19 protein-coding genes are annotated in these 24,067 nt (G+C 34.2%); 7 read left to right on the top strand and 12 right to left on the bottom strand.

Annotated features, from left to right (window positions below; all coding sequences use genetic code 11):
• Positions 1-40 precede the first annotated feature (40 nt).
• Together ACEN2I_RS01200 and ACEN2I_RS01195 are read right to left on the bottom strand one after the other, a co-directional pair.
• Positions 41-2,257 carry a glycoside hydrolase family 3 C-terminal domain-containing protein gene (locus ACEN2I_RS01200; RefSeq protein ID WP_441764292.1) on the bottom strand — a complete coding sequence of 739 codons (2,217 nt, stop codon included), beginning with the start codon at positions 2,255-2,257 and terminating at the stop codon, positions 41-43.
• Between the two features lie 209 nt (positions 2,258-2,466).
• Positions 2,467-4,110: a DUF6377 domain-containing protein gene (locus tag ACEN2I_RS01195; RefSeq protein WP_441764291.1), complete on the bottom strand. Its 1,644-nt coding sequence runs from the start codon at positions 4,108-4,110 to the stop codon at positions 2,467-2,469.
• A 175-nt stretch (positions 4,111-4,285) separates the two neighbouring features.
• Here ACEN2I_RS01195 and ACEN2I_RS01190 point away from each other — a divergent pair, with 175 nt between their 5' ends.
• Positions 4,286-5,152, top strand: coding sequence for an EamA family transporter (locus ACEN2I_RS01190; protein ID WP_441764290.1), 867 nt, complete (start codon positions 4,286-4,288; stop codon positions 5,150-5,152).
• Here the strand turns inward: ACEN2I_RS01190 and ACEN2I_RS01185 are convergent.
• From ACEN2I_RS01185 to ACEN2I_RS01165, 5 genes are all read right to left on the bottom strand, one after another.
• On the bottom strand, positions 5,149-7,410 hold the full coding sequence (locus ACEN2I_RS01185) for an acyl-CoA dehydrogenase family protein (RefSeq protein ID WP_441764289.1): 2,262 nt from the start codon (positions 7,408-7,410) through the stop codon (positions 5,149-5,151). The two genes, ACEN2I_RS01190 and ACEN2I_RS01185, sit on opposite strands and share 4 nt — an antisense overlap.
• Before the next feature lie 139 nt (positions 7,411-7,549).
• On the bottom strand, positions 7,550-9,421 hold the full coding sequence (locus ACEN2I_RS01180; protein ID WP_441764288.1) for a M1 family metallopeptidase: 1,872 nt from the start codon (positions 9,419-9,421) through the stop codon (positions 7,550-7,552).
• 243 nt (positions 9,422-9,664) lie between these two features.
• Positions 9,665-11,125, bottom strand: coding sequence for a glycosyltransferase (locus ACEN2I_RS01175; RefSeq protein WP_441764287.1), 1,461 nt, complete (start codon positions 11,123-11,125; stop codon positions 9,665-9,667).
• Between the two features lie 318 nt (positions 11,126-11,443).
• Positions 11,444-13,024, bottom strand: a complete 1,581-nt coding sequence (locus ACEN2I_RS01170) for an NADP-dependent glyceraldehyde-3-phosphate dehydrogenase (protein ID WP_441764286.1) — start codon at positions 13,022-13,024, stop codon at positions 11,444-11,446.
• Between the two features lie 71 nt (positions 13,025-13,095).
• Positions 13,096-13,407, bottom strand: coding sequence for a rhodanese-like domain-containing protein (locus ACEN2I_RS01165; protein WP_441764285.1), 312 nt, complete (start codon positions 13,405-13,407; stop codon positions 13,096-13,098).
• Positions 13,408-13,780: 373 nt separating this feature from the next.
• On the opposite strand from ACEN2I_RS01165, the gene ACEN2I_RS01160 reads away from it, so the two are divergent.
• A complete protein-coding gene (locus tag ACEN2I_RS01160; RefSeq protein ID WP_441764284.1) occupies positions 13,781-14,407 on the top strand; it encodes a Crp/Fnr family transcriptional regulator in 627 nt (208 codons plus the stop codon).
• Between the two features lie 243 nt (positions 14,408-14,650).
• Complete coding sequence (locus ACEN2I_RS01155) at positions 14,651-15,436, top strand: sulfite exporter TauE/SafE family protein (RefSeq protein WP_441764283.1); 786 nt, start codon at positions 14,651-14,653, stop codon at positions 15,434-15,436.
• A gap of 206 nt (positions 15,437-15,642) precedes the next feature.
• Here the strand turns inward: ACEN2I_RS01155 and ACEN2I_RS01150 are convergent, their stop codons facing one another.
• The 5 genes from ACEN2I_RS01150 to ACEN2I_RS01130 all read right to left on the bottom strand — a co-directional run bounded on the left by ACEN2I_RS01150 (position 15,643) and on the right by ACEN2I_RS01130 (position 20,225).
• Complete coding sequence (locus tag ACEN2I_RS01150; protein ID WP_441764282.1) at positions 15,643-16,029, bottom strand: helix-turn-helix transcriptional regulator; 387 nt, start codon at positions 16,027-16,029, stop codon at positions 15,643-15,645.
• 231 nt (positions 16,030-16,260) lie between these two features.
• The gene (locus ACEN2I_RS01145; protein ID WP_441764281.1) at positions 16,261-16,665 is read right to left on the bottom strand and encodes a hypothetical protein; all 405 of its coding nucleotides are present in this window, start codon (positions 16,663-16,665) and stop codon (positions 16,261-16,263) included.
• 346 nt (positions 16,666-17,011) lie between these two features.
• Positions 17,012-18,088, bottom strand: coding sequence for a cytochrome d ubiquinol oxidase subunit II (gene cydB, locus ACEN2I_RS01140; RefSeq protein ID WP_441764280.1), 1,077 nt, complete (start codon positions 18,086-18,088; stop codon positions 17,012-17,014).
• 2 nt (positions 18,089-18,090) lie between these two features.
• Complete coding sequence (locus tag ACEN2I_RS01135) at positions 18,091-19,437, bottom strand: cytochrome ubiquinol oxidase subunit I (RefSeq protein ID WP_441764279.1); 1,347 nt, start codon at positions 19,435-19,437, stop codon at positions 18,091-18,093.
• 194 nt (positions 19,438-19,631) lie between these two features.
• Positions 19,632-20,225, bottom strand: coding sequence for an HD domain-containing protein (locus ACEN2I_RS01130; RefSeq protein ID WP_441764278.1), 594 nt, complete (start codon positions 20,223-20,225; stop codon positions 19,632-19,634).
• A gap of 418 nt (positions 20,226-20,643) precedes the next feature.
• Between ACEN2I_RS01130 and ACEN2I_RS01125 the strand changes: the two genes are divergently transcribed.
• From ACEN2I_RS01125 to ACEN2I_RS01110, 4 genes are all read left to right on the top strand, one after another.
• On the top strand, positions 20,644-22,062 hold the full coding sequence (locus tag ACEN2I_RS01125) for an MBL fold metallo-hydrolase (RefSeq protein ID WP_441764277.1): 1,419 nt from the start codon (positions 20,644-20,646) through the stop codon (positions 22,060-22,062).
• Positions 22,063-22,218: 156 nt separating this feature from the next.
• Entirely contained in the window at positions 22,219-22,788 is a 570-nt protein-coding gene (locus ACEN2I_RS01120; protein WP_441764276.1) for a YeeE/YedE family protein, read from the top strand.
• 10 nt (positions 22,789-22,798) lie between these two features.
• A complete protein-coding gene (locus ACEN2I_RS01115; RefSeq protein WP_441764275.1) occupies positions 22,799-23,278 on the top strand; it encodes a DUF6691 family protein in 480 nt (159 codons plus the stop codon).
• Between the two features lie 2 nt (positions 23,279-23,280).
• Entirely contained in the window at positions 23,281-23,799 is a 519-nt protein-coding gene (locus ACEN2I_RS01110) for a GNAT family N-acetyltransferase (protein ID WP_441764274.1), read from the top strand.
• Positions 23,800-24,067: the final 268 nt, after the last annotated feature.

Below are 24,067 nucleotides of genomic sequence, written 5' to 3'. Positions count from 1 at the left end.
ATTACAGCTTTCAACCAACCAATTTAGAAAATTATTGAAATTATTGAAGTGAAAAACTCACTTTGGATTTTATGTCAGTCGATGATGCTCCAACGATAGCTTCAAAACTACCTGGCTCAGCAACCCAGTCATGTTTTTCGTCATCAAAAAAGCTTAAAGCTGTTTTATCAATTGTAAATGTTACTGTTTTTTCTTCTCCTGCTTTAAGCAAAATTTTCTCAAAGCCTTTCAATTCTTTTATTGGACGAACTAATGAAGATTTTAAATCACTTATATAAAGCTGAATAATTTCTGAACCTTCACGACTTCCTTTATTTTTTACCTTTACAGAAAATGTAATTTGATCTCCGGCAGACATTTGTTTTTTATCAGCAGTAACTTTTCCATATTCAAAAGTCGTGTAACTTAATCCGTGCCCAAAAGAAAACAAGGGTTTTGCTTTTTGTTTATCAGCCCAACGATAGCCTACAAAAATGCTTTCCTTATATGTAACCTCATCCCCTCCCGGAAATTCTCCTAATGCATGCGCTCCGTTATCAGATAATTTTACTGGAAAAGTAAAAATTAATTTTCCGGAAGGGTTTACATCCCCCATCACAACATTGGCTAAAGCAGTTCCCGCTTCTGTGCCTAAGAACCATCCCTGCACAATTCCCGGAACCTCTTTTACCCACGGCATCGACACGGCATTTCCTGAAATATTTACAAAAACTATGTTTTTATTTACTTTAACCAATTCAGTAATTAATTTATCCTGACCGTATGGTAAGCCTAATTCTTTACGATCGTAACCTTCGTCATCCTGATTTGGACTTTTATTTAAACCTCCAATAAAAAGAACAATATCAGCATCTTTTGCAATTTTTAAAGCTTCTGCAGTTAGTTCAGCAGGAGAACGTTTTTCTTCTAAACTTACTTTTGCAATAACTCCGTTGTAATTACTTGTAGGATCTCCAACATACCCCCGAGCATAAACAATCTCGGCTTGATTGCCAATTCTTTTCTTTAATCCTTCAAGCGGTGTAATTTCATATCTTGCTTTAAGCGAAGAACTTCCTCCACCAACAGTCATCATTTTAATGGCATTTTCACCAATAACCGCAATCTTTTTAGTTTTAGAAAGATTGATTGGCAAAATATTATTGTTGTTTTGTAGCAATACAATTCCTTCTTCAGCGATTTTCAAACCTGCTTTAGCATGTTCTTCAGTTCCGAAAGATCCAAAAGATCTGTTTTTATCCATCGTTGTTAAGAAAGATAAACGTAAAATACGACGTACTTTTTCGTCTAATTCTTTAGTGCCGATTTCACCTTTTTCAATCATAACAGAATATGGCTTTGCCAGATAATAGTTATCATAGGCATTGCTGGTTCCCCATGAAAGCCCGTTTGTCCAGGAACCAAATTCCATATCCAAACCGTTATGAATGGCTTGTTTAGTATCATGAACTCCGCCCCAGTCTGAGATTACAACACCTTTGAACCCCCATTCTCCACGAAGGATATCATTCAGTAAAAACTCATTATGACAACATTGCTGTCCTTTGTATTTGTTGTAAGATCCCATAATTGCCCATGCATCACCTTCCTGAACTGCTGCTTTAAAAGCAGGCAGATAAATCTCGTATAAAGCACGATCATCAACAATTACATTTACTGAATTACGATTGGTTTCCTGATTGTTTAAGGCAAAATGTTTTACGCAGGCAGCAACTCCAATTGACTGAACTCCTTTGATATATGGAACAACCATTTTTGAAGTTAAGAATGGATCTTCTCCCATATATTCGAAGTTACGACCGTTTAATGGAGTTCTGTAAATATTAACTCCTGGACCTAACAATACATTTTTGTTACGATAACGTGCTTCTTCTCCAATTGATTTACCATATAACGAAGCTAATTCTTTATTCCATGTTGCAGAAAGTGCCGTAAGTGCCGGAAATGCGATACAAGAATCATTCGTCCAGCCTGCTTGATCCCATTCGTCCCATTTTACTTCCGTCCGAATTCCGTGAGGACCATCTGTCATCCAGTTTTCAGGAATCCCCAAACGAGGCACCCCTGGTGAACTAAATTTAGACTGTGCATGAATCATAGCAATTTTTTCATCTGTAGTCATTCTTGAAATCGCATCTTCTACACGCTCATTAATTGGCTTTTTATCATCCAGATAAATTGGAATTTTGTTTTGTGCATTAATACCAAATGAATTGAGTAACAGTAAAACAGCTATTACTTTAACGTTCTTAAACATACCTTCTTAATTTATTAGTCATTAGTTAGACACTATTTAGATTGAAACAACTTAAAATGCTCTCTAAATAATATGGTAAAGCTAAAACGATATAGTGTCCGGAATAATTCTAGATAAAAAAAAGTAGTAATAAAAAAAATCAAGTGCCTTATATTCAGTAAATTAAACTATTTCAACCATTAAAAAAAGTAGTGATTTTAAAATAAAAATTAGGCTTTTTGAGAAATTAAACCTATTTTCATAACCATTTCTTCAAAATCATTTCGGGATACTATAGCCTTATTTCTGGCTCTGGTTCGATAATTATAAATCGTGCTTAATGAGTAACGGAGAAAAGCAGCAATTTTTACACTATCGGTTATTCCGAGTCTGATGAGTGCAAAAATTCGAAGTTCTGTATTAAGTAATTCTCCTTGTTTCAATACAATTTGCTCTTCATTAATAAGCAAGGCATTGAAGTCTTTTACAAAAGTGGGATATAAGTTTAAAAAGATACTATCGAAATTCTTATATAATTCTTGCAGTTCATTATCAACCAAAGTTGTCGATTTCAACATTCTGTACATCTCCTCAAATTGTTTCGCCGTTGCTTTTTTATTTAAAATAACACGGTAATTTTCTAACTTATTGATGTAAGCCGAACATAGGTTAAAAAAATGTGCAATATATTCTTCCTTGATATGATTTGACTCTGATAACTGGGCATTACGTTCCTGAAGCTGATCATTGGCTTCAGTAATATCTTTGTTTAATTTGACTAATTTTTGGCTGGTTTCATAAAGTTCTCCACGAATCCTGGACACTTTTTTCATTTGCTTGTAAACGTAAATTACGGCAACAATTAAAAATAACGATAACAAACTAATACATAAAAGATAAAGCTTAAGTTCAGTTTTTCTTTGGGCTTCACGTTCCAGATAAGCTGTATTAATAATCGAATAAACCTGTGACATAAGGAGGGTGCGGAATTGTACATTGCAATATAATGCATCTTCAATTGCTGATTGTGTGAGTTTATAAGCCATATCGACATCTCCCAAATCATAAAAAACCATAGCCAATTCCTGAAGCGAAGCATTGTCTTTTATGGCTTGTTTAATATCTGATGTAGCTGAAAGTGCATAATATTTTTTAACTGAATCTATCTGATTCGTTTTTTTTGAAATATTTCCCAAAAGGTAGGTAATCATGGCATATTGCGGATTATCGTCTTTTCTGCCTTTCAATAAAGTCAATAATTGTTTTTCAGCTATATCAAATTGCCTTCCATAAATATTTTTCAGAATTTTATTGATTTTATAATCTAACGAACTGGGGTTTAAAACTCCCAACAGCGAATCATGATATTTAGTAATTTGTCCAATTAGTTCTCTACTGCGGCTGTTTGCGTTATAATGTTCATAAAACTCGCGATATGTAATATAATAATTAGGCAGCAATGATTTTGCCAATTTCTTTTTATTGATCTTCTTTAAAATAGCTTCAGATTCACGATATTTTCCTGATGAAGAATATAGATTTGCCAAGTGTAATTGTGCCAGATTGAACAAATCTTTTTTATGAAGTTCATCAGCGATTTTCAGATTTTTCTTTACATAAAAAATAGCAGAATCTGAATTGAATTTCTGATACTCTTTATATAGCGCCTCATTATAATTATACTCTTGCTCCTTTGAAAGGTCTTGTGATTTTATTTTTTTAAAATTTAAAATCCTTTCTTCTTTTAGCTGCACATACTTTTTTTTATTCGCTAATGCGTGATTTAATTTTGCCAAAATAATTTCAATATTATCCGATGCCTGGACAGGATGAACTAAAAAGATTAATACAAGAAGAGACAAAAACTTTTTCAAAACAATAAAAGATAAATAGAATGTGACTTACAAATATATAATAAAGTGACAAGACAAAGGAATTATTTTGAGTCATAAAAGTGAACTATATTAAGAAAATCAATAGTTTTTAAAAAATATTTTTAAAATAAATCCATTACATTTTTTGTAGATTTGCAGGTTTTCGCAAAGTTTTATGAAAATTAAGCAAATAAATATTCCGCCTATACCTGCTGTTCTTTTATCTATAATTAGTGTTCAGTCCGGGGCTGCTATAGCAAAAACTTTGTTCCCATCTATCGGGGCAGCGGAAACTGCATCTCTCAGAATTGGTATTTCGACACTTATCTTATTAGCCGTTTACAGACCTGATTTAAAAAAAATCACACCTGAGCAATGGAAAATTGTTATTCCGTATGGTTTATCATTAGGAGCCATGAATTTAGTTTTTTATATGGCAATAGAAAGAATTCCAATTGGTTTAGCAGTAACTTTAGAATTCATAGGACCTTTGTCAGTAGCCGTTTTTGGTTCAAAACATTTTATTGATTATTGCTGGGTTTTACTTGCCGGTGCTGGAATCGTTTTAATAGCTCCATGGACAAACACCAAAATAGATTCATTAGGAGTTATTTTTGCTCTTATAGCTGGGGTACTTTGGGGAGCTTATATCATTCTGGGTGGAAGAATTTCAAAAATTATGAATGACGGAGATGCAGTAACTACCGGGATGCTCTTTGCTGCTTTATTAATTCTCCCTTTTGGATTTTATGAAAATGGTTTCTGTAATCTAACACCTCAACTTCTAGGTTTAGGAACAGCACTTGCACTTTTGTCCAGCGCCATTCCGTTTACTTTAGAAATAAAGGCTCTGGGACAGCTTCCTGCCAGAACCTTTAGTATTTTAATGAGTTTAGAACCTGCCGCAGCCTCTATTTGTGCACTTATTTTTTTACAGGAACACCTTACTTTTTATGAAGTATTGGCGGTAGTCTTTGTTATAATTGCATCAATTGGCTCTACACTAACTTCTTCTAAGAAACAAGCCAGTTCCAACATTTAATAAAAAGCAATTGGAGCTGCCAGACAGCTTTCCGGAATATCAAATGCATTTACCAACGAAACAGCATCTGGCCTGATATCCCAACAAAGTTGATTGACCATTTTACGTATTGCTTTGGTTTTCACAGCGTCCATATAACTATCTTCTAAATACCAGGCTTTGTTTTTTTCTATTTGTGAAAGTGCAAACAGCTGATTTAATTTCACCAATATCTCTTTTGTTTTAACATCTTCTACTTTTGAAATTCCCACTTGAAATTGTTCCAAAACAACTCTTTCCAGGTAAGCTTGAGCTACATCAATCATTTGATGCTGCACCACATTAAAAGCATCATACGCTTCTAAACCGCTATCGATTAATTTTTTGATACGATTGGCAGCTGAAGCCAATATTGTTTTTTCTCTATGCTGAAAAGCCTGTAAATGAAATTGACTATCTAATAAATGTTCCTCATCAGTTCGTCGGGTTGCAATTGGATTTTTTTCAGAAATAGCTGTTCTCGCATTTTCAAAAACATAATTAATCATGCCTAGTGATCCCATTTCTCCAAACGATTTTCTGAATTCAGATAAGCGATTTTTGGCAACCAATTGCATCAGGACAGTATTATCACCTTCAAAAGTAGTATAAATTTCCGTGTCATTTTTTAAAGCGTCAATTCGGTTTTCAGATAAATAGCCTTTTCCTCCACACGCTTCTCGGCATTCCTGCAAAATATCTCTCGTACTCCAGGTTGAGTATGATTTCATTCCGGCAGCTAAAGCTTCAATTTCCTGCATTTCCGACTCGGTTTTTTTTAAAAAACGGCTGGTCAGATACTGCAAACCAAAATGCACAGCATAGGTTTTCGCTAAATGGGGAAGCAATCTTCGCTGGTGCATTCTGTAATTTAAAATCGGCACTTCAGAACCACCTTCCGGACCAAATTGTCGGCGTTCATCACTATAACGAATGGCAATCGTAAGCCCTGATTTAGCAGCAGATAATGCCGAACGCGGAATACCTATACGTCCGCCAACCAAAGTACCTAACATCGTGAAAAAACGCCTGTTATCACTCGGAATCGGACTCTCGAATTCTCCTTTATCATTTACAGAAGCAAATCTGTCAAGCATATTTTCTTTTGGAATCACAACATTATCAAAAATAATTGTTCCGTTGTCTACTCCGTTAAGTCCCATTTTATGTCCACAATCCCCAATCGTAATTCCGTTAAACGTATTTCCGTTTGTATCACGCAAAGGAACTACAAAAGCATTTACACCATAATCATGATCGTCGATAATTAGTTTTGCAAAAACGGTCGCCATTTGTCCGTGAACGGCAGCGTTACCAATATATTCTTTTTGTGCTTTTTTGTGAGGTGTATGGATTATAAAAGTCTTATCATTATGGCTATATGTTGCAGTCGTTTCAAGTCCTTTTACGTTTGAACCATGATGGGTTTCGGTCATGGCAAAACAGCCAGGTATTTTTAATGAACCAATATCCTTTAAATATTTTGCATAGTGTTTTTCGGTTCCCAAAGACTGAACGCTCATCCCCCAAAGCCCAAACTGAACACCAAATTTTATTACCAGACTTAAATCATGATAACTCAGCGTTTCCATAACGGCAAAATAATCGGCTATGTTTTCACCTCCTCCGTATTGCTTTGGATATGCCATATTACCCAAGTTTTCTTCTGCCAGAATTTTGCACCAATCGTATACTTTTTGGCGGTATACAAGGATATCAGTCGAAGTTTCATAGGCAAATTCAGGTCTTGAAATAACTTCTTTTACTTTTTTGATAATACTGGCCTGTTCTCCATCCAAAATTGCAGTTAGCTTTTGAATATCAAAATTATCTGTAGTTTTAGTTGTAGCTGTAAGGGAATTACTCTTAGTTTTGAAATTCTGAATTAATTCTTCGCCTAAAACCCCCAGATCATTTTCCAGCTTTGCAAAATCTGATTCTAATGACGAAATATCAAGGTCTTTACCTGACAGTGCTATGGCGATATCAAAAATTGATTTTATTGACGATTTATCTTTAATGCTATTCTCCACATCCAATTTCCACTGTGCAAGTTCATTTCGAGAAGGCGGATTCGAAATATCAACTTTAGACAGAATATATTGTTTTTCTTCCGATGAGATTAAATTTAGTGAGTTGATAAATCCTTTTAGAGTGTCAAACTCATACTTAGTCAATAAATCATCGGACCAAACAAGATATAGAAGTGGTATAAAAGCTTTAATTTTTGAATTCTCCATAGTGAACTAAATTATTAATTTGTCTGATGTTAAATTAATATAATAAATTGACCTGCTCTAAAAAATACATTCAATTAAGATTTTTTTCACATTTATAAAATAAAAAAAGACGGTTTTTATGTAGTCTAAATTTTTCTTTTTATTTCGCTGACCATGTATTATTCTCTGGTGTGGCATCCATAAAGATTCCGCCATCCAATTGTACTTTTTTAATCTGTTTTTTGTTTTTTAAATCAATAACAGCTGTTTTTTGATTCTTTTCCCAAATAGCAGGAGTTTGATGTAATGTCTCTTTTGAATCATCAGCATAGAAAATATTTACATCAAAAGGAATCGCAAAACCACCCACATTTTCAATAGAAATTGTTTTTACATCCACTTTTTTAACCGAAAGATCAATATAGTTATTGGTAAAAAACCAGTTATTAAAATACCAATTCAGATTTTTTCCTGAAGCAGTATTAAATGAATTAAAGAAGTCCCAGGGAATAGGATGCTTTCCGTTCCAGTTTTCCATATAAGCATGTAAAGATTTTTTGAACAAATCATCCCCAAGCAGATTTTTTAAAGCAATGTACGAAAGTGATGCTTTTCCGTATGAGTTATTTCCGTAACCTGCATCTGAAAGCTGAGATGACATTGTAATGATGGGTTGATCTTCTTCAGTTGAAGGATCATTTATATAACCACTTACTCTGAATTCTTTATAAAATTTATCTGCAGCTTCTTTACCATGTTCTGCAATTCCGATTAAGTATTCAAAAGTTGTTGCCCAGCCTTCATCCATAAAAGCATAACGGGTTTCGTTAATTCCCATATAAAAAGGAAAATAAGTATGCGCTACCTCATGATCCTGAACCAATTGTGCGAAAACAGGATCATCTGTTTGCGAATCATTACACATCATTGGGTATTCCATATCGGCAAAACCCTGAAAAGCCGTCATTTTAGAAAATGGATACGGAACTCCCGGCCAATTAGTAGAAAACCAATCTAAAGCGTATTGATTGTTTTTAACCGAATTTACAAAATCAGTTCCTGTTACATGGTATGCAGCCTGAACACTTGCTCTTCGATTTGTTTTTTTATCTACTAAAACACTGCTCGCATCCCATAAATAATGATCACTTAATCCGAAACATACATCTGAAATGTGTTTCGCTTCAAATTTCCAAATATTCCAGTCATTTTGTTTCGTTACGGAGCCGCTTTTCATTTCCTGCTCATTGGCAATATGCAAAATTTCATCTGTTGCATACGATTTTTTCAAACGTGCTGCAAATTCAGACTGAAGAACCTCATCCGGATTCAAAAGATCACCTGTTGCATATACCACGTAATTTTTGGGTGCTTTAACCGAATAAAAATAATCATTAAAATCATTATAAAATTCTAAACGATTGGTATGCGGCAACCTGTCCCATTTGTTGTAATCATCAAAAACTGATATACGAGGATAACTGTATGCCACATAAAAAGTCGTCGCATCGATCTGACCTTCTCTTTCACTTTCTTTAGATAATGGGTAATTCCAGTCGATATTAAACGTAATTTTAGAATTAGGCAATAATGCTTTTTTCAATTTTACATTACCAACAGTTCCCCATTTTCTGCCATCTTCTTTATAGACTTCGCCGTCAATTTTTAAAGAAGTTATGGTTAAACCTGCTGTTAAAAAATCTTCACTAAAATATCCTACTCTTGGTGCTGAAGGTTTATGCTGATTGTTTACAAAACGAATTGCTATATTTCTAAGTGTATCTTTACTATTGTTTTGATATTCTATAGTTTCAGTACCTGTAACTATTCTTGTTTTTGGATCAACAGCTATTTCCATAGTGTATTTCCCATGATTCTGCCAGTAATTTTTACCTGGTTTTCCATCCATCGAACGAGTTCCTTTTGCGTAAGCTTCTTTAATATTTCGTGGCATATAAAGTTCTTGCGCAATGCCAATTTGTGCTATAAACAATAAGCCAAATAACACAATTAGTAGTGATTTTTTTTCCATAAATGTTTTTCGATTTTTATGATTGATACTATTATATGTAGGTCGTTAATTTTAAGAATTATTGCATTTTTTCTCAAAAATAAACTTTAAACCTGGTTTTATAACATAATTTTTGTTCAAAATCATTTTTAGATACCATTAAAACAAAAAGTCAATCTATTCCATAAGGAACAAATTGACTTTGCGTTTTGAACAGCCAAATATAATAACTGTCTTTTTTAAATTTTTATAACTATAGAAATTTTATTTTTTTTCTGCTAATCCACGAGTCAGCCAGCCTCTTTTGTTTGCTGTAACCAATGCATAAGGAGCGATCCAGAACAATGTAAAAGTATAAAAAATACTATATGAATAAGCCCAGAATGATTCTGACAGGCTGTATCTTTTTGCATAGAATATAACCGGAAAACTTGACACTATTAATATACCTAAAAGTGTTGAACTTAAAAACAGTAATGGATGTGTAAATATAAGAAAGAACATAAATAGTAAAAATGGAAAAGTTAAAAGGATTCTAAGCGATTGATTTATAAACAAAAGTCTGGCACCAAACTTCGATTCATCTCTAAAATCTTTGAAAACATATTTAGCCATCATAATATTTTCTCTCACATTACTTCTTCCCCATCTGATAAACATTTTATACAAACCTTTATATTCTTCGGGTACACTTGTTAATACAACGGCATTTTTTTGAAATAAAACTTTATAGCCTTGCTTTAGTATCATATTAGTCATCGCCCTGTCTTCGCCAATATCAGAAGGTTCGCCCATAAACGTTTGGTTTATCCATTCTGAAAGGCAGCCAAAAACGGCCGTTTTTCTATAAGCTGCTGCTGCCCCGGGTGTACACAATACAGAACCCAGCATACTTTCTGCAGAACGAACAAATTCAAAACTCATTACAAAACTTACATTCAGCATTTTTGGAAGTATTGCTTTTTTATTGTTTAAAACCTGAACATTTCCTGCTACTGCACCACATTTTTCATTTACAACAAATGGGGTAACTAAATTTCGCAGCGTATCTCTTTTTACAATTGAATCACTATCAACTGTTACAAAAATCTCTCCGGTCCCCAGTTCAAATCCTCGGTAAAGCGCATGACGTTTCCCTCTGTTTTCAGGTTGCTGAAAAATAGTTAAACGATCCCCTAATTTTATTTTCGCCTGCTGCATCCAATACCAGGTATCATCTTTGCTCCCGTCATCAATAGCCAGTATCTGCATTTTTTGTTCCGGAAAATCACTATCTGCAAGACTTAATAAAGTATCCCAAACCAACTTGCCTTCATTATACGCAGGAACGATTATAGTACAGGTTGGTAATAAATCATCTGTAACCGACTCCATAGGTTTATAGCGAAAATACAGATATAAGTTATACAGAAAAACACTGGTTTGAAAAAAGAATAACAAAACCGTCAATATCAAAAAAGGAAATCCCCATGTCGAATTTATTCTTTCGAAGTGAAACTGATCAAAGTCTTCCTGAAATTCAAAAACAAAAAAAGCTCCAGTCAGCATCAGTAAAAAACTACCCGCCATTACTGCAAAACTCAATAGATTTACAGTTCTTTTCTTCTGTTTTTTTGATTTACTACGAAAATTAAAAATTGAACTGTTTATAGAAAGTTCATCGTTGTAGGTGTCATTTAGGCCTGAGGTATAAAATTGTTTGGAGTAAATTGTTTCGTTTTTCATTCTGGGTTGTATTATTTACTAACTAAATCGGCTCTTATTTATAATTATCTTCTTTTATCATTTGAAGACAATTAATACAATTTACCCTTAGCAAGGCACATGCCATTTCAACCCAGACCTGATATTAAGCAAATTACAATATTCAGACTTATTCTATATGTATACTTTTTACACACTTTGCTACACACTATACACTTTTTTAAATGCTTTCAATAAGAAAAATAAGTGATAACAAGTTTTCTTTACACTTCAAAAGAAAAAACCATCTTACTCTAAAAGAAAAAGATGGTTTTGAAATTGAATATATAACCTTAAAAATTATAAAATATAATCCGTATTGATAAAATTAGATTCTTTGCTGTTTAATAACTCTTGCAGAATTTCATTATTGTAATCAATATCTTTTGAAGCCACGAACGTACGAATTGAGAACGAACGCAATGCATCCGGAATACTCAATGTCCCTACCGCGGAGTCTTTACGCCCTGTAAAAGGAAATGCATCAGGACCTCTCTGGCAAGAACTGTTCAGGTTCACTCTGCAAACCAAATTTACCAAGGCATCAATAAGCGGTGCCAGTGTTTTAATATCCTTTCCAAATAAACTTACTTGCTGTCCGTAATTTGATTCGGCCATATCATCAAGAGGTTCACTGATATCCCTGAAAGAAATAATTGGCACTACAGGTCCAAATTGTTCTTCGTGGTACACTCGCATTTCTTTATTTATAGGGTATAGAACTGCCGGAAAAATATAATTCTCAGAATGTTTTCCTCCTTTTTCGTTTAATATTTTTGCTCCTTTACTTGTAGCATCGTCAATTAATCCCTGAATATAAGAAGGTTTTTCTGCTTCAGGAAGCGGCGTTAATGAAACTCCTTTTTCCCAGGGATTTCCAAACACCAGGGCATCCACTTTTTCTGAAAAACGCTTATTAAATTCATCAGCAATTGATTCGTGTACGTATAAAACCTTTAAAGCAGTGCAACGCTGGCCGTTAAAAGATAATGAACCGGTAATACATTCCTGAATAGCCAAATCCAGGTCTGCATCCGGTAAAATAATCGCCGGATTTTTAGCTTCCAGACCTAAAATCAAACGCAGTCTGTTTTTGTTAGGATGCTGATCCTGCAAAGCAATAGCAGACTTACTGTTTCCAATTAATGCTAAAACATCAATTTTTCCTGATTTCATGATTGGCGAAGCTACTTCTCGGCCTCTTCCGTACACAATATTGATAACCCCTTTTGGAAAACTGCTTCTGAAAGCTTCCAACAATGGAGTTATGCATAAAACACCATGTTTTGCAGGTTTAAAAATTACGGCATTCCCCATAATCAAAGCCGGAATCAATAATGAAAATGTTTCGTTTAGAGGATAATTATAGGGTCCAAGACAAAGAACAACTCCAAGTGGTCCACGACGAATCATTGCATTTACACCCTGAACTTTCGTGAATTTAGAACTGCGTCCGTTTAATTCCTTGTAGCTATCAATAGTATCCTCAATATATTCTACTGTTCTGTCAAATTCTTTTTGCGAATCGCCAAGGTTTTTTCCAATTTCCCACATCAAAAGCTTAACTACTTCTTCGCGGGTCTCTTTCATTTGTCTTACGAAATTCTCCATGCATTTAATGCGATCAATCACTTTCATGGTTGGCCATAATCCCTGACCTTTATCATATGCACTAACGGCTGCCTCAACAACCTCAGCAGCTTCTTTTTCTCCCATGAACGGAATAGATCCAAGTAATGTTGGGGTGTATTTCTCAGTAGATGATATTGTAGAAAAGACTGGCGTAGTTTGTCCTGTCCATTGTTTTAATTCTCCGTTTACAAGATAGGTATCTTGATTTATAAGGGTGTTAAATTGATATTCCTCGGGTATAAAACTCATAATTTGGTAATTTTTGTTTGGTTATTTAATAGTTTTAAATGAAAAAAGAGGCTTTATCGCCTCTTTCATTTTTATGGATTTACGGTATCACCTTCCCAATTCAGAATTCCGCCAAGCAGATTATAGGCATTCTCAAAACCTAATTCATTCATAATCTGACATGCTTTTGCACTCCTTGCTCCTGAACGGCAATACACATAATAATTTTTATTTTTATCTAATTCTTCTATTTCATAAATAAAAGCCTGGCCTTTATTGATGTCAATATTTACAGCATTTTCAATATAGCCGTCGTTAAACTCGTCTTCAGTTCTTACATCTAGTATTACTGCATTTTCGTCAGCCTGAAACTGAGCAACCCAATCTTCTTGTGATAAATTCATAGTATTGTGTTTTTTGTAAAATTAAAGGTTTTCACTACATAAAATACGTGCAAAATACGATTTCGATTATTATTCTCAGAAAACGTTTTAGAGAACGTAAAATTGTTAGTGTTTTACAAATTTACTTACTATTTTTAAAAAATCAGCCTATAAAATCGATAGAAAATAGGTTTTTTTCATTTTAGAAATTCCTGTCTTAAAAATAGTTTTCTCACAATTTATACCATTTCAATCTCTTATCTTTACAGCAAATTACAGCTTTAAACTCTTTTTAATAAAACAAAGAAGCCAAATAACGTATGTCAGTTCGAGCCTAGTTGAGAAACTTTGAGTATCGCTACTTGAGATAAACTGACAAAATCTAATACTACCAATGCAAAATTCATTAAAAGCCATCTTTCCTAACTTCTCCAGCGAACTAATCGAAACTATTGAAGAAAATGGAAGCTATCAGGATTTCGAAGCCGGAACTATTTTGATGCGCACCGGACAATACATCAAAAATACGGTTTTGATTACCAAAGGAAAAATCAAAATTTATCGTGAAGGTGACGATGGAGGTGAGTTTCTAATGTATTACTTACATCCCGGACAAGCTTGTGCAATCTCGATGATCTGTACCGCCAAAAGCGAAAAAAGCCAAATTATGGCCAAAGTTATCGAAGATGTTTCTGTTATAATGATTCCCCTGCAAATGATGGATAAATGGATGATGGAACACAGAACTTGGTACGAATTTGTAATTGATACCTACCGCAGCCGTTTCGAAGAAGTACTCGAAGTCGTGGACAATATCGCATTCCGATCTATGGATGAACGTTTGGAATTTTATCTAAAACGTCACTCAGATTCCTGTGGCTGTTCTGAAGTCAATCTATCACATCAGGAAATTGCATCCGAATTAAATACCTCACGAGAAGTCGTTTCGAGATTACTTAAAAAAATGGAACAACGTGGTCTGGTTAAATTAAACCGAAACCAAATTGAGCTTTTGAAATAGAAAATAGCAAATTTTCTTAACACATAGGAACATAGCTTTAGTATCCAATCAAAGTCGTTTTACTTTGCATGAATTCACATAGCTCTGTGTAAATAATTTGTTATTTATTTTAACCTCAAAACTTAGAAAACAATTCTACACTTCTATGTGTTAAAATTTATTACACCAAGAAAAAGATCATATGTGATAAATGTTACTGTAGATTTCTTTTTATCAAACCACCTTTGCATAAAAACAACTGCAATGGAATATTTAGGCTATTTTGCTTCGATCATAATTGGTATCTCGCTGGGCCTGATTGGCGGAGGGGGTTCTATACTTACAATTCCAATTTTAGTATATCTATTCAAGGTAAATCCGGAGCAGGCAACATCCTACTCTCTGTTTATTGTTGGTTTAACCTCAATGTTGGGGAGTTATAGTCATCACAAAATGGGGAATTTAAAACTCAAATCTGCTTTGTATTTTGCAGTTCCGTCTGTAGTATCCATTTTGATTATTCGCGAAGTTATTTTTCCACAAATTGCTTCCACTCTATTTTCAATTGCATCTTATTCGGTTTCAAAAGACTTCCTTATTATGATAGTCTTCTCTATATTGATGATTACAGCAGCAATTTCGATGATTCGAAAAAACCAACCCGAAATAAAAGCAGCCGAAACGAATTATATACAATTAAGTCTAATAGGTTTCGTAGTCGGAATCGTAACGGGTTTTTTGGGTGCCGGAGGTGGATTCTTAATTATTCCTGCGCTGCTCTTTTTCGCCAAATTACCAATGAAACAAGCTGTTGGAACCTCATTGTTAATCATCACGATCAATTCCACAATAGGTTTTGTAGGTGATTTATACATAGGATCGCCAATAGATTATCCTTTTTTATTAGGCATTTCGGCAATGGCACTTTTAGGAATGTTAATCGGAAGTCAGCTTTCCAAAAAAATCGACGGAGCCAGATTAAAACCGCTTTTTGGCTGGTTTGTACTCGTTATGGGATTCTACATTATTACCAAAGAAGTTTTCTTTTAAATTTATTTCGGGCGTTGCCTCCGGCCGGGCTATCCGCTATATTCCCAATTAACAAAAACTACGGCGAAAAAGCCTTGTTTTTCTAAATTGGGAGATCCCGCTCTTATCCCTAACGCGCGCCAAAGTATAATGATATTTAGATTTCAAAAAAATAGCCCAAAAGTAAATTTGGGCCAAAAACAGAACGCATTTTAATTGGAGTAACTTCAGATTTCCCCATATTTTTCCTTATAACGTCCAAGCTCAATTTCTGTCCTGTTTAAAAGCTTTTCTAATAATCTGATTTTATCTTCGTAAAGTTCTTTTAATGTAGAAGTGTTTTCTGTGTTAATCAAAATACTTCCATTATTATTTCCGTTGATTCTATTAAAATTATTAAAGTACCGATCGTAATTAAAACTGATAATATCTTCAACACTTACATCAAGAATTTTCCCTATTTCGACCAGTTTTTCGTAACTCAAAGAAGTCTTTCCTTTTTCAATTTTACTATAACCAGCCTGAGTTACACCTAATTTTTCTGCCATATATTCCTGAGTGTAGTTTTTTAACTCTCTAATATTTTTGATTTTGTTTTTAATTGTTGTGGGCATATTTTTTTGATTTGGAGTCAGGTATAACTAAAACAGCCCGCCATTAAAATTTTAACAGCATAACTATACCTTATTTGGGATATTCTAAAACTGCATATTGTTAGGAATAGTAATGCAGTAGTTCATTGTTTTTTTTTTGTAGTGATAAAATAACCATACATCAAGGCTGCCATCATGAAAACTAAATCATAATGAGAAATTCCGAATAAATACATGTTTAATTCTTTTTATTTAAGCAGTCTTTTTTATATTTCTTTCAAACTGAAAATCTAAGTAATGATCTATCTGTTTGCCTATGAGAAATCTGTCTTTTGATGCAATTTTAATCCTTATTTCTTTTTTGTAAATATCTTTTACAAATACGAAATATACAAATTCTGATGGCTCATCCAATCTTGCGATTATAATAAAAGTATAGCACAAAAGCGTTGGGATAATATAGTATAAATCGACCAGACTCGAAAAAATCATACAATAATAAGCTATGGTAGTTACAGTAATAAAGGCAAGATTTTCGAGAAAATATTTTTTCTTTTTTTTAAGCAGTCCAAGTTCTTTAATTTCATCAAAGTGATACTGCCAGTTTTTAGATTTGTAGTGAAATTTAATCTCGTTTGTAAAAATTGTTATGAACATAATAATAAGTAAATGATAATAAAAGTTTGCGTAAAATTTTCCTTCAGGAAATCTTCAGTAAAAATTCTTAGATACGCAATATTAAGCATTACCTTCTTTTTTTTCTTACAACTCAAATTATAGAATATAACCAATAGTTGTAATTAAATACTTAGAAAAATTAACAAAAACCTGAACTTAATTTTATTTTTTTATCTTATTTTACTTAGCTTATAAAATATATTTTTGGGTACTTACAGAATGGTTATACCTTTAGTTTTTTTTGTGTTTTAAAACTAACTAACGGCTATTCATATAATTAATCCGTAAAATTTTTTTCAAATAGTGGTTAAAAAAAATAAACCATTTAATGCTCCCCATACCCAACATCATCCATCTTTCCGCTAAAAACGCGATATTGTATAATAAAATATACAATCACCAAAAACAAAGCGATAAAAAACCAGCTCAGACCCGCATTTAGTCCATATTCTCCTGCAGCAGTATTATAAATCGTTAAGGACGGATTTACATTATTAGTCGAAGGCAAAACATTCGGAAAAATCGAAACGGCTGTTGAGGCAAATCCACCCACTAAAAACAAAGTGGAGAATAGAAATCCCAGACCATCTTTTTTATACGAACGTACTTTAAACAATCCTAAAACACCTACAAAAGTCATTACAGGAAAAAAACACAAAATCGGGTTTTCTACAAAATTACGAAATGGCTCAGGCTCGATAAAATGCCATATCCCCAAAGAAATAAAAACTAAAATTAACAGAACAATATTCAGCTTAAAAACTACATTTTTAAGGTGTGTATTTAAAGACGAATTGGTTTTAAAAACAATCCAGTTTGCTCCGTGAATAGTTAAAGCGACAACACTCACAATTCCAAGGAAAAGTGTGAACCAGTCAATAATTCCCAATTCATTTGCCTGCGGGCTAAACGTTGGATTCCACAAGGGCAAAAAGAAAAAATGAGGTTCCTGAGTAGAAACGCCGTTCTCTACCATTCCCAGATTAACGCCGCGAACAACATTCCCCAAAGCAATTCCGAAGAACAATGCCAGAAGCAAACTCGCAATTCCGAACGCCTTATCCCAAATTGCTTCCCACATCGGATGATGAACCTGTCCACGCATTTCCAATCCAATCGCCCGGAAAATCAACAGCCATAAAATCATAATCAATGGCAGATAAAAACCACTAAAAGAAGAGGCGTATAAAGTTGGGAAAGCAAAAAACAAAACACCACCAGCAGCGATAATCCAAACTTCATTGGCATCCCAAAAAGGACCAATTGCGTTTGTGATTGCTTTTTTATCTTTTTCTGTATTGGCAAAAAACAAATGAATAATTCCTGCTCCAAAATCGTAACCGTCTAAAACTATATAAACGGCTAGAATTCCCATTAAAACTACGTACCAAAAAAATTCCATACCTATATTTTTTCTGTTGAAAGCTCCACGTGATGAGGCCCTTTGTTGATAATTTTTCCAATCAAAAGTAAAAACAGCATTCCGAGTAAAAGATACAATCCTATAAAACCTAATAAGGTAAACAAGGTATTCCCGGAAGAAACCGTTGGTGATGCACCGGAAGCTGTTCGCATTAAATTGTAAACTAACCATGGCTGCCTGCCTAATTCAGCAGTGTACCAGCCTGTTGTATTGGCAATATACGGAAAGGGCATCATAAACATCAGCGACCATAAAATCCATTTGGTTTGATATAATTTGCCCCGAATCAATTGAAAAAGTGCGAGAACCATCAAACCGATAAATACGGTTCCGAGTCCCACCATAATATGATAGGCATAATACAATCCTGAAATATTCGTTGGATGGAGATCTTCTTCAAACTGGTCTAAACCTTTAATTTCCTGATTCCAGTTTCCATAGGTCAGAAAACTCAATATATTAGGAACAGCAATTTTATTATCGAGTTTTTTGTCTTTTACATCGGGCTGTCCTATTAAGACAATTTCAGAACCTTTCTTTTCGGTATGAAAAATTCCTTCCATAGCTGCAAAAGTCACTGGCTGGTATTTCACCACGTTTTTAGCAAGTAAATCCCCTGTTGGAACAGCAACAATAATACTTGAAATCAATCCGAAAATGACTCCGGTTTTTAGAAACAATCTCCCAAAAGAAACATTCTTCTGACTCAAAATATAAAAAGCGCCAATTCCTGCTACGACAAAAGAACTCGTTACCAAAGAAGCTGCCTGATTGTGCAAATAAGAAGGCCAAAGCCAGGGATTCAGAAACAGTGCTTTAAAATTAGTAAGGACAAATTTTCCGTTTTCGAGAATTTCATAACCAACCGGATTCTGCATCCACGAATGTGTCGCAATAATTAAATATCCGCTTGCCCAGGAACCAATCATAATAAGCACTCCGGTTACAAAATGCCATTTATGTCCTAATATTTTTTCTCCAAATAAAAATATTCCTAAAAAGGAAGATTCTAAAAAGAAAGAAAACATGCCTTCCATCGCCAGAGTCTGACCAATAATACCGCCGGTTAACTCAGAAAATTTAGCCCAGTTGGTTCCAAACTGAAATTCCATCGGAATTCCGGTCACAACGCCCATCGCAAAATTCAGGGCGAAAATCTTCATCCAGAAATGAGTGGCGTGATTGTATTGTTCGTCTTTCGTTTTTAAGTATTTCCATTTGAAATAAACAATGATCAGCGAAAGACCCATTGTAAGTTGTGGAAAAAGATAGTGAAAAGTAATGGTGAAGGCGAATTGCATTCGGTCATAAAAAAGCATTTCTTCCATAGAGTCGTAATTGTTTTATGAAGTCCCACAAATTTACCCATTAAAACCCGAATTACTACCTTAAAAAAAGAGTTAATTTGTAAAGTTTTAAACCATATAAGTTATATGAGTTTTAAAACTAATGTCACCCTGAGCGGAGTCGAAGGCTTAGACATTACTAAAGGCTTCGACTCCGCTCAGCCAGACAGCACGTATCATTCCTTCTTCAAAATTCCTTTTGCAACACTATCGTTTATCAAACCTTCAGCGTAAGTCCATAATGTTTTTGATCCTTCTTTTATAACGCTCTTTTTTTCATAGACTTTTTGATAAGGCACATCAAATTCTTTCCAGGTTCCTCCATTATTAGAAGTATTCTGAAGTAGAGGTTCTAATCTGTCTATCGATTTTGCAAACTTGGCTTCATTGGTTTCACCCGCTACAAATTCTTCCCAAATGGCGATCATATCTTCTGCTTGTTTCTTTGGAAGCAACCCAAAAATACGATTCGCAGCCAATCGTTCTTCATCAGTATTATCGTGGCTTTTTTGTGTGTCATATATGAAAACATCTCCAGAATCAATTTCTACAATATCATGAATCAGAACCATTTTAACTACTCTCAAAATATTAATTGGCTCGTCTGAATGTCCTGCCAGTACAATTGCCATCAAAGCCAAATGCCAGCTGTGTTCAGCATCGTTTTCATTTCGATCGCTATTAAAGAGTTTTGTTTTTCGCTGAATGTATTTGACTTTATCAATTTCTTTTATAAAAGCAATTTGATCCAATAAGTCTGTTGTGTTCATATTTGTTATTCTTGTAAAGTTGTAAAATTACGTAGATTTTTTTTCCACCATATAAGTTATATAAGTTCATTTTACTTTTTCGCATATACATCAGCTTACATTTAGATCCTATAAGTTTAATTATCCCGAATCCTTTTTAATTTACTTATATTTTAAAAACACTCAAACGTTTTTTTCTATATAACCTAAAGAATTAGATTTAATTTTGAGGGCGATTTAAAAACACATATTCCACATTTAAATTATATGAGCTCATGTAATTTCGGCATGATTTAAACTCCAACTTATAATTGCTTATATCACTTATATGGTAAAATAGTCAAACGTTTTTTTTAAAGTCAAATTTCTGTAACATTAGTCACTTAGTTTCCAAAAAAACAGAGTTACCTTTGTCAAACATTATTTTAGATTTTAAATCATGAAAATTGAACAAATTTACACCGGCTGTCTAGCACAGGGTGCTTATTATATTACCTCAAATGGTGAAGCGGCTATTATTGATCCGTTAAGAGAAATTCAACCGTATCTGGATCGTTTAGAACGTGATCAGGTAAAGTTGAAATATATTTTTGAAACGCATTTTCACGCTGATTTCGTTTCAGGCCATGTTGATTTAAGCAAAGAAACTGAAGCACCAATCGTTTACGGTCCTAATGCAACTCCTGAATTTGAATGTATTATTGCCAAAGACGGGCAAGAATTCAAAGTTGGTAATATTACAATCAAAGCCTTGCACACTCCAGGTCATACTATGGAGAGCACCACGTATTTATTAGTTGATGAAAGCGGAAAAGATCATGCTGTTTTTTCGGGAGACACGTTATTTATAGGTGATGTTGGACGCCCGGATTTAGCTCAGAAAGCAGCTTCAATGACGCAAGATCAACTGGCCGGAATTTTATATCATTCGTTACGAGACAAAATTATGACTTTGGCAGATGATGTAATCGTTTATCCGGCGCACGGTGCCGGAAGTGCCTGCGGGAAAAACATGAGCAAAGAAACTGTTTCAACAATAGGGAATCAAAAAGAAACTAATTATGCGTTGCGTGCCGATATGACCGAAGCTGAATTTATTACTGAAGTTACTGACGGACTTTTACCTCCTCCAGCCTATTTCAGCATGAACGTTGCCATGAATAAAAACGGCTATGAAAGTTTTGAATCTGTTTTAAATAACGGTATGAAAGCTATTAATGTTACAGAATTTGAGGCTGTTGCCGAAGAAACCGGAGCATTAATTTTAGACACCCGAAAAAACGGCGATTTTTATAAAGGATTTATTCCGCAGTCGATTAATATAGGCATCAACGGCGATTTTGCTCCGTGGGTGGGCACTTTAGTTGCCAATGTAAAACAGCCTATCATTTTAGTAACCGAAGTTGGTTTGGAAGAAGAAACTGTTACACGCTTAAGCCGTGTGGGCTTCGATTCAATTATTGGGCATTTGGATGGCGGTTTTGAAGCATGGGAAAAGGCTGGTTTTGAAATCGATACGGTACACCGAATTACAGCAGCGCAATTTGCAAACGAATTCAGACCTGAACAAAACATAGTAATTGACATTCGAAAAGAAACCGAATATAGCGCAGAGCATATTGACGAAGCTTACAACAAACCGTTGGCTTTTATTAATGACTGGGTAAAAGACATCGAACCGAATGAGCATTTTTACCTGCATTGCGCTGGAGGTTACAGAAGTATGATTGCAGCGTCTATTTTGCAGGCTCGCGGTTTCAGAAATTTTACCGAAATTGAAGGAGGTTTTGGAGCAATAGCAAAAACATCTATTCCAAAATCTGATTTTGTTTGCCAAAGTAAAGTTTTGAAAGCATGAACATAATTTTTCAATCATATAAGTGCTATAAGTTCATTTAATTTAGCTGTGTTTAACTTTAAAATGATTAAACATATATAAGTTCAGCGCGATTTAAACTTCAGCTTATAATTACTATGTAACTTCTATCGTAAAAAAAACATTTAATATTAAAACATGAGTATAATAGATATTGTAAAAGAACCTTGGCCTTGGTACATTGCAGGTCCGCTGATTGGGCTGACTGTGCCTGTATTATTAATTATCGGAAATAAATCATTCGGAATTAGTTCATCATTACGACATATTTGTGCAGCTTGTATTCCGGCAGATATTTCGTTTTTTAAATACGACTGGAAAAAAGAAAGCTGGAATTTATTTTTCGTTTTCGGAATTTTCCTTGGTGGTGTTATCGCAGCTTATTTTTTAGCCAATCCAAATCCGGTTGAGATTACACCTCAGCTTTCAGCACAATTGGCTTCTTACGGAATAACCGATAATTCTGGTTTATTGCCAAAAGAACTTTTTTCGTGGGAAAGTTTATTGACTCTTCGTGGTTTTATCATGATTGTCGTTGGCGGATTTTTAGTTGGTTTCGGAACACGTTACGCAGGCGGTTGTACGAGCGGACATGCGATTATGGGAATTTCAAATTTACAATGGCCTTCATTGGTAGCGACAATCTGTTTTATGATTGGCGGTTTTATGATGGCTAATTTGATTCTGCCATATATTCTCTCACTTTAAAATTTTAAAAATGACTCATTTAGAAAACAAAAATACCGATACAGAAGGAATCAATGGTAGCCAATTGAAAGATTCCGGATTATCGAACTTTAAATATCTTTTAGTTGGAATCTTTTTCGGAATTGTATTCGTAAAAGCCGAAATCATCAGCTGGTTCCGCATTCAGGAAATGTTTCAATTACAATCTTTCTTTATGTATGGCGTAATTGGAAGTGCCGTTGTAGTGGGTATAATTTCAGTTCAGATCATTAAACGATTTAATATTAAAACCATTCAGGGCGAAAAAATCGAAATTCAGCCAAAGATTTTTAACAAAGGGCAAATTTATGGAGGATTGCTATTTGGTTTTGGCTGGGCAATTACCGGGGCTTGTCCTGGTCCATTGTTTGCTCAAATTGGAACTGGAGTTAGTGTAATTGTGGTGACTTTAGTTAGTGCAATTGCCGGAACATGGTTTTATGGTTTTATTAAAGACAAATTGCCTCACTAAAAATGAATACACCTGCAGAATTATCATTACGAAAAGGAAATCTTTCAGAAGTACCTGAAATTTGGGAAATTATAAAAGATGCCATCGAACAAAGACGCTTAGAAGGGAGTACACAGTGGCAAGACGGCTATCCTAACAAACTTTCGATTGAAAACGATATCAATAATGGTTTTGGATATGTACTAACCGAAAACGAAACTATTGTATGTTATGCGGCCATTATTTTCGATATAGAACCTGCTTACGAAGCTATCGAAGGAAAATGGCTTTCTAATGGCAATTATGTTGTAGTACATCGTGTAGCAGTTTCAAAATTGGCAAAAGGTAAAGGTATTGCTACTAAACTTTTTGAAAAAATAGAGAATTTAGCAATCCAGCAAAATGTCTACAGTATCAAAGTAGATACTAATTTTGACAATATTCCAATGCTAAAAATAATAGACAAATTAGAGTATACTTATTGTGGCGAAGTCTATTTTAGAGGCGGAGCGCGAAGGGCATACGAGAAAAAACTAAAATAATAGTTATCCGTTTATGATTACGAATTAAACCCGACAGTTAAAACTTGTCGGGTTTCTTATTTCCTATGGCCGCGTGAGGGATAGAAGCAAGCTATTATAAATAATAAAATAATAGCGGTTTTGCAATGATGACTCACAGCTTTAAAAAATAGTAAATATCTATTAATTAATACTTTACTTTTAAAAATAACCTAATTTTATTCTTGATCCCACACTAATTACACTAACTAAAATTTTTGCTAATTGAATTAACGAAAAATTAACACGA

It is taken from the genome of Flavobacterium sp. W22_SRS_FK3 (genome assembly GCF_052113665.1).
In the GTDB taxonomy this organism is placed as follows: Bacteria; Bacteroidota; Bacteroidia; order Flavobacteriales; family Flavobacteriaceae; genus Flavobacterium.
The sequence above is the reverse complement of the archived record's forward strand: the minus strand, read 5'-3'. Positions and strand labels throughout refer to the sequence as shown.

What these genes read in the sequence shown, in the direction of transcription:
- ACEN2I_RS01125 (WP_441764277.1), top strand. Translation starts at nt 20,644, where the DNA reads ATGAAAATTGAACAAATTTACACCGGCTGTCTAGCACAGGGTGCTTAT.
- ACEN2I_RS01135 (WP_441764279.1), bottom strand. Translation starts at nt 19,437, where the DNA reads ATGGAAGAAATGCTTTTTTATGACCGAATGCAATTCGCCTTCACCATT.
- ACEN2I_RS01150 (WP_441764282.1), bottom strand. Translation starts at nt 16,029, where the DNA reads ATGCCCACAACAATTAAAAACAAAATCAAAAATATTAGAGAGTTAAAA.
- ACEN2I_RS01120 (WP_441764276.1), top strand. Translation starts at nt 22,219, where the DNA reads ATGAGTATAATAGATATTGTAAAAGAACCTTGGCCTTGGTACATTGCA.
- ACEN2I_RS01115 (WP_441764275.1), top strand. Translation starts at nt 22,799, where the DNA reads ATGACTCATTTAGAAAACAAAAATACCGATACAGAAGGAATCAATGGT.
- ACEN2I_RS01160 (WP_441764284.1), top strand. Translation starts at nt 13,781, where the DNA reads ATGCAAAATTCATTAAAAGCCATCTTTCCTAACTTCTCCAGCGAACTA.
- ACEN2I_RS01145 (WP_441764281.1), bottom strand. Translation starts at nt 16,665, where the DNA reads ATGTTCATAACAATTTTTACAAACGAGATTAAATTTCACTACAAATCT.
- ACEN2I_RS01190 (WP_441764290.1), top strand. Translation starts at nt 4,286, where the DNA reads ATGAAAATTAAGCAAATAAATATTCCGCCTATACCTGCTGTTCTTTTA.
- cydB (WP_441764280.1), bottom strand. Translation starts at nt 18,088, where the DNA reads ATGGAATTTTTTTGGTACGTAGTTTTAATGGGAATTCTAGCCGTTTAT.
- ACEN2I_RS01110 (WP_441764274.1), top strand. Translation starts at nt 23,281, where the DNA reads ATGAATACACCTGCAGAATTATCATTACGAAAAGGAAATCTTTCAGAA.
- ACEN2I_RS01155 (WP_441764283.1), top strand. Translation starts at nt 14,651, where the DNA reads ATGGAATATTTAGGCTATTTTGCTTCGATCATAATTGGTATCTCGCTG.
- ACEN2I_RS01170 (WP_441764286.1), bottom strand. Translation starts at nt 13,024, where the DNA reads ATGAGTTTTATACCCGAGGAATATCAATTTAACACCCTTATAAATCAA.
- ACEN2I_RS01180 (WP_441764288.1), bottom strand. Translation starts at nt 9,421, where the DNA reads ATGGAAAAAAAATCACTACTAATTGTGTTATTTGGCTTATTGTTTATA.
- ACEN2I_RS01165 (WP_441764285.1), bottom strand. Translation starts at nt 13,407, where the DNA reads ATGAATTTATCACAAGAAGATTGGGTTGCTCAGTTTCAGGCTGACGAA.
- ACEN2I_RS01130 (WP_441764278.1), bottom strand. Translation starts at nt 20,225, where the DNA reads ATGAACACAACAGACTTATTGGATCAAATTGCTTTTATAAAAGAAATT.
- ACEN2I_RS01200 (WP_441764292.1), bottom strand. Translation starts at nt 2,257, where the DNA reads ATGTTTAAGAACGTTAAAGTAATAGCTGTTTTACTGTTACTCAATTCA.
- ACEN2I_RS01175 (WP_441764287.1), bottom strand. Translation starts at nt 11,125, where the DNA reads ATGAAAAACGAAACAATTTACTCCAAACAATTTTATACCTCAGGCCTA.
- ACEN2I_RS01185 (WP_441764289.1), bottom strand. Translation starts at nt 7,410, where the DNA reads ATGGAGAATTCAAAAATTAAAGCTTTTATACCACTTCTATATCTTGTT.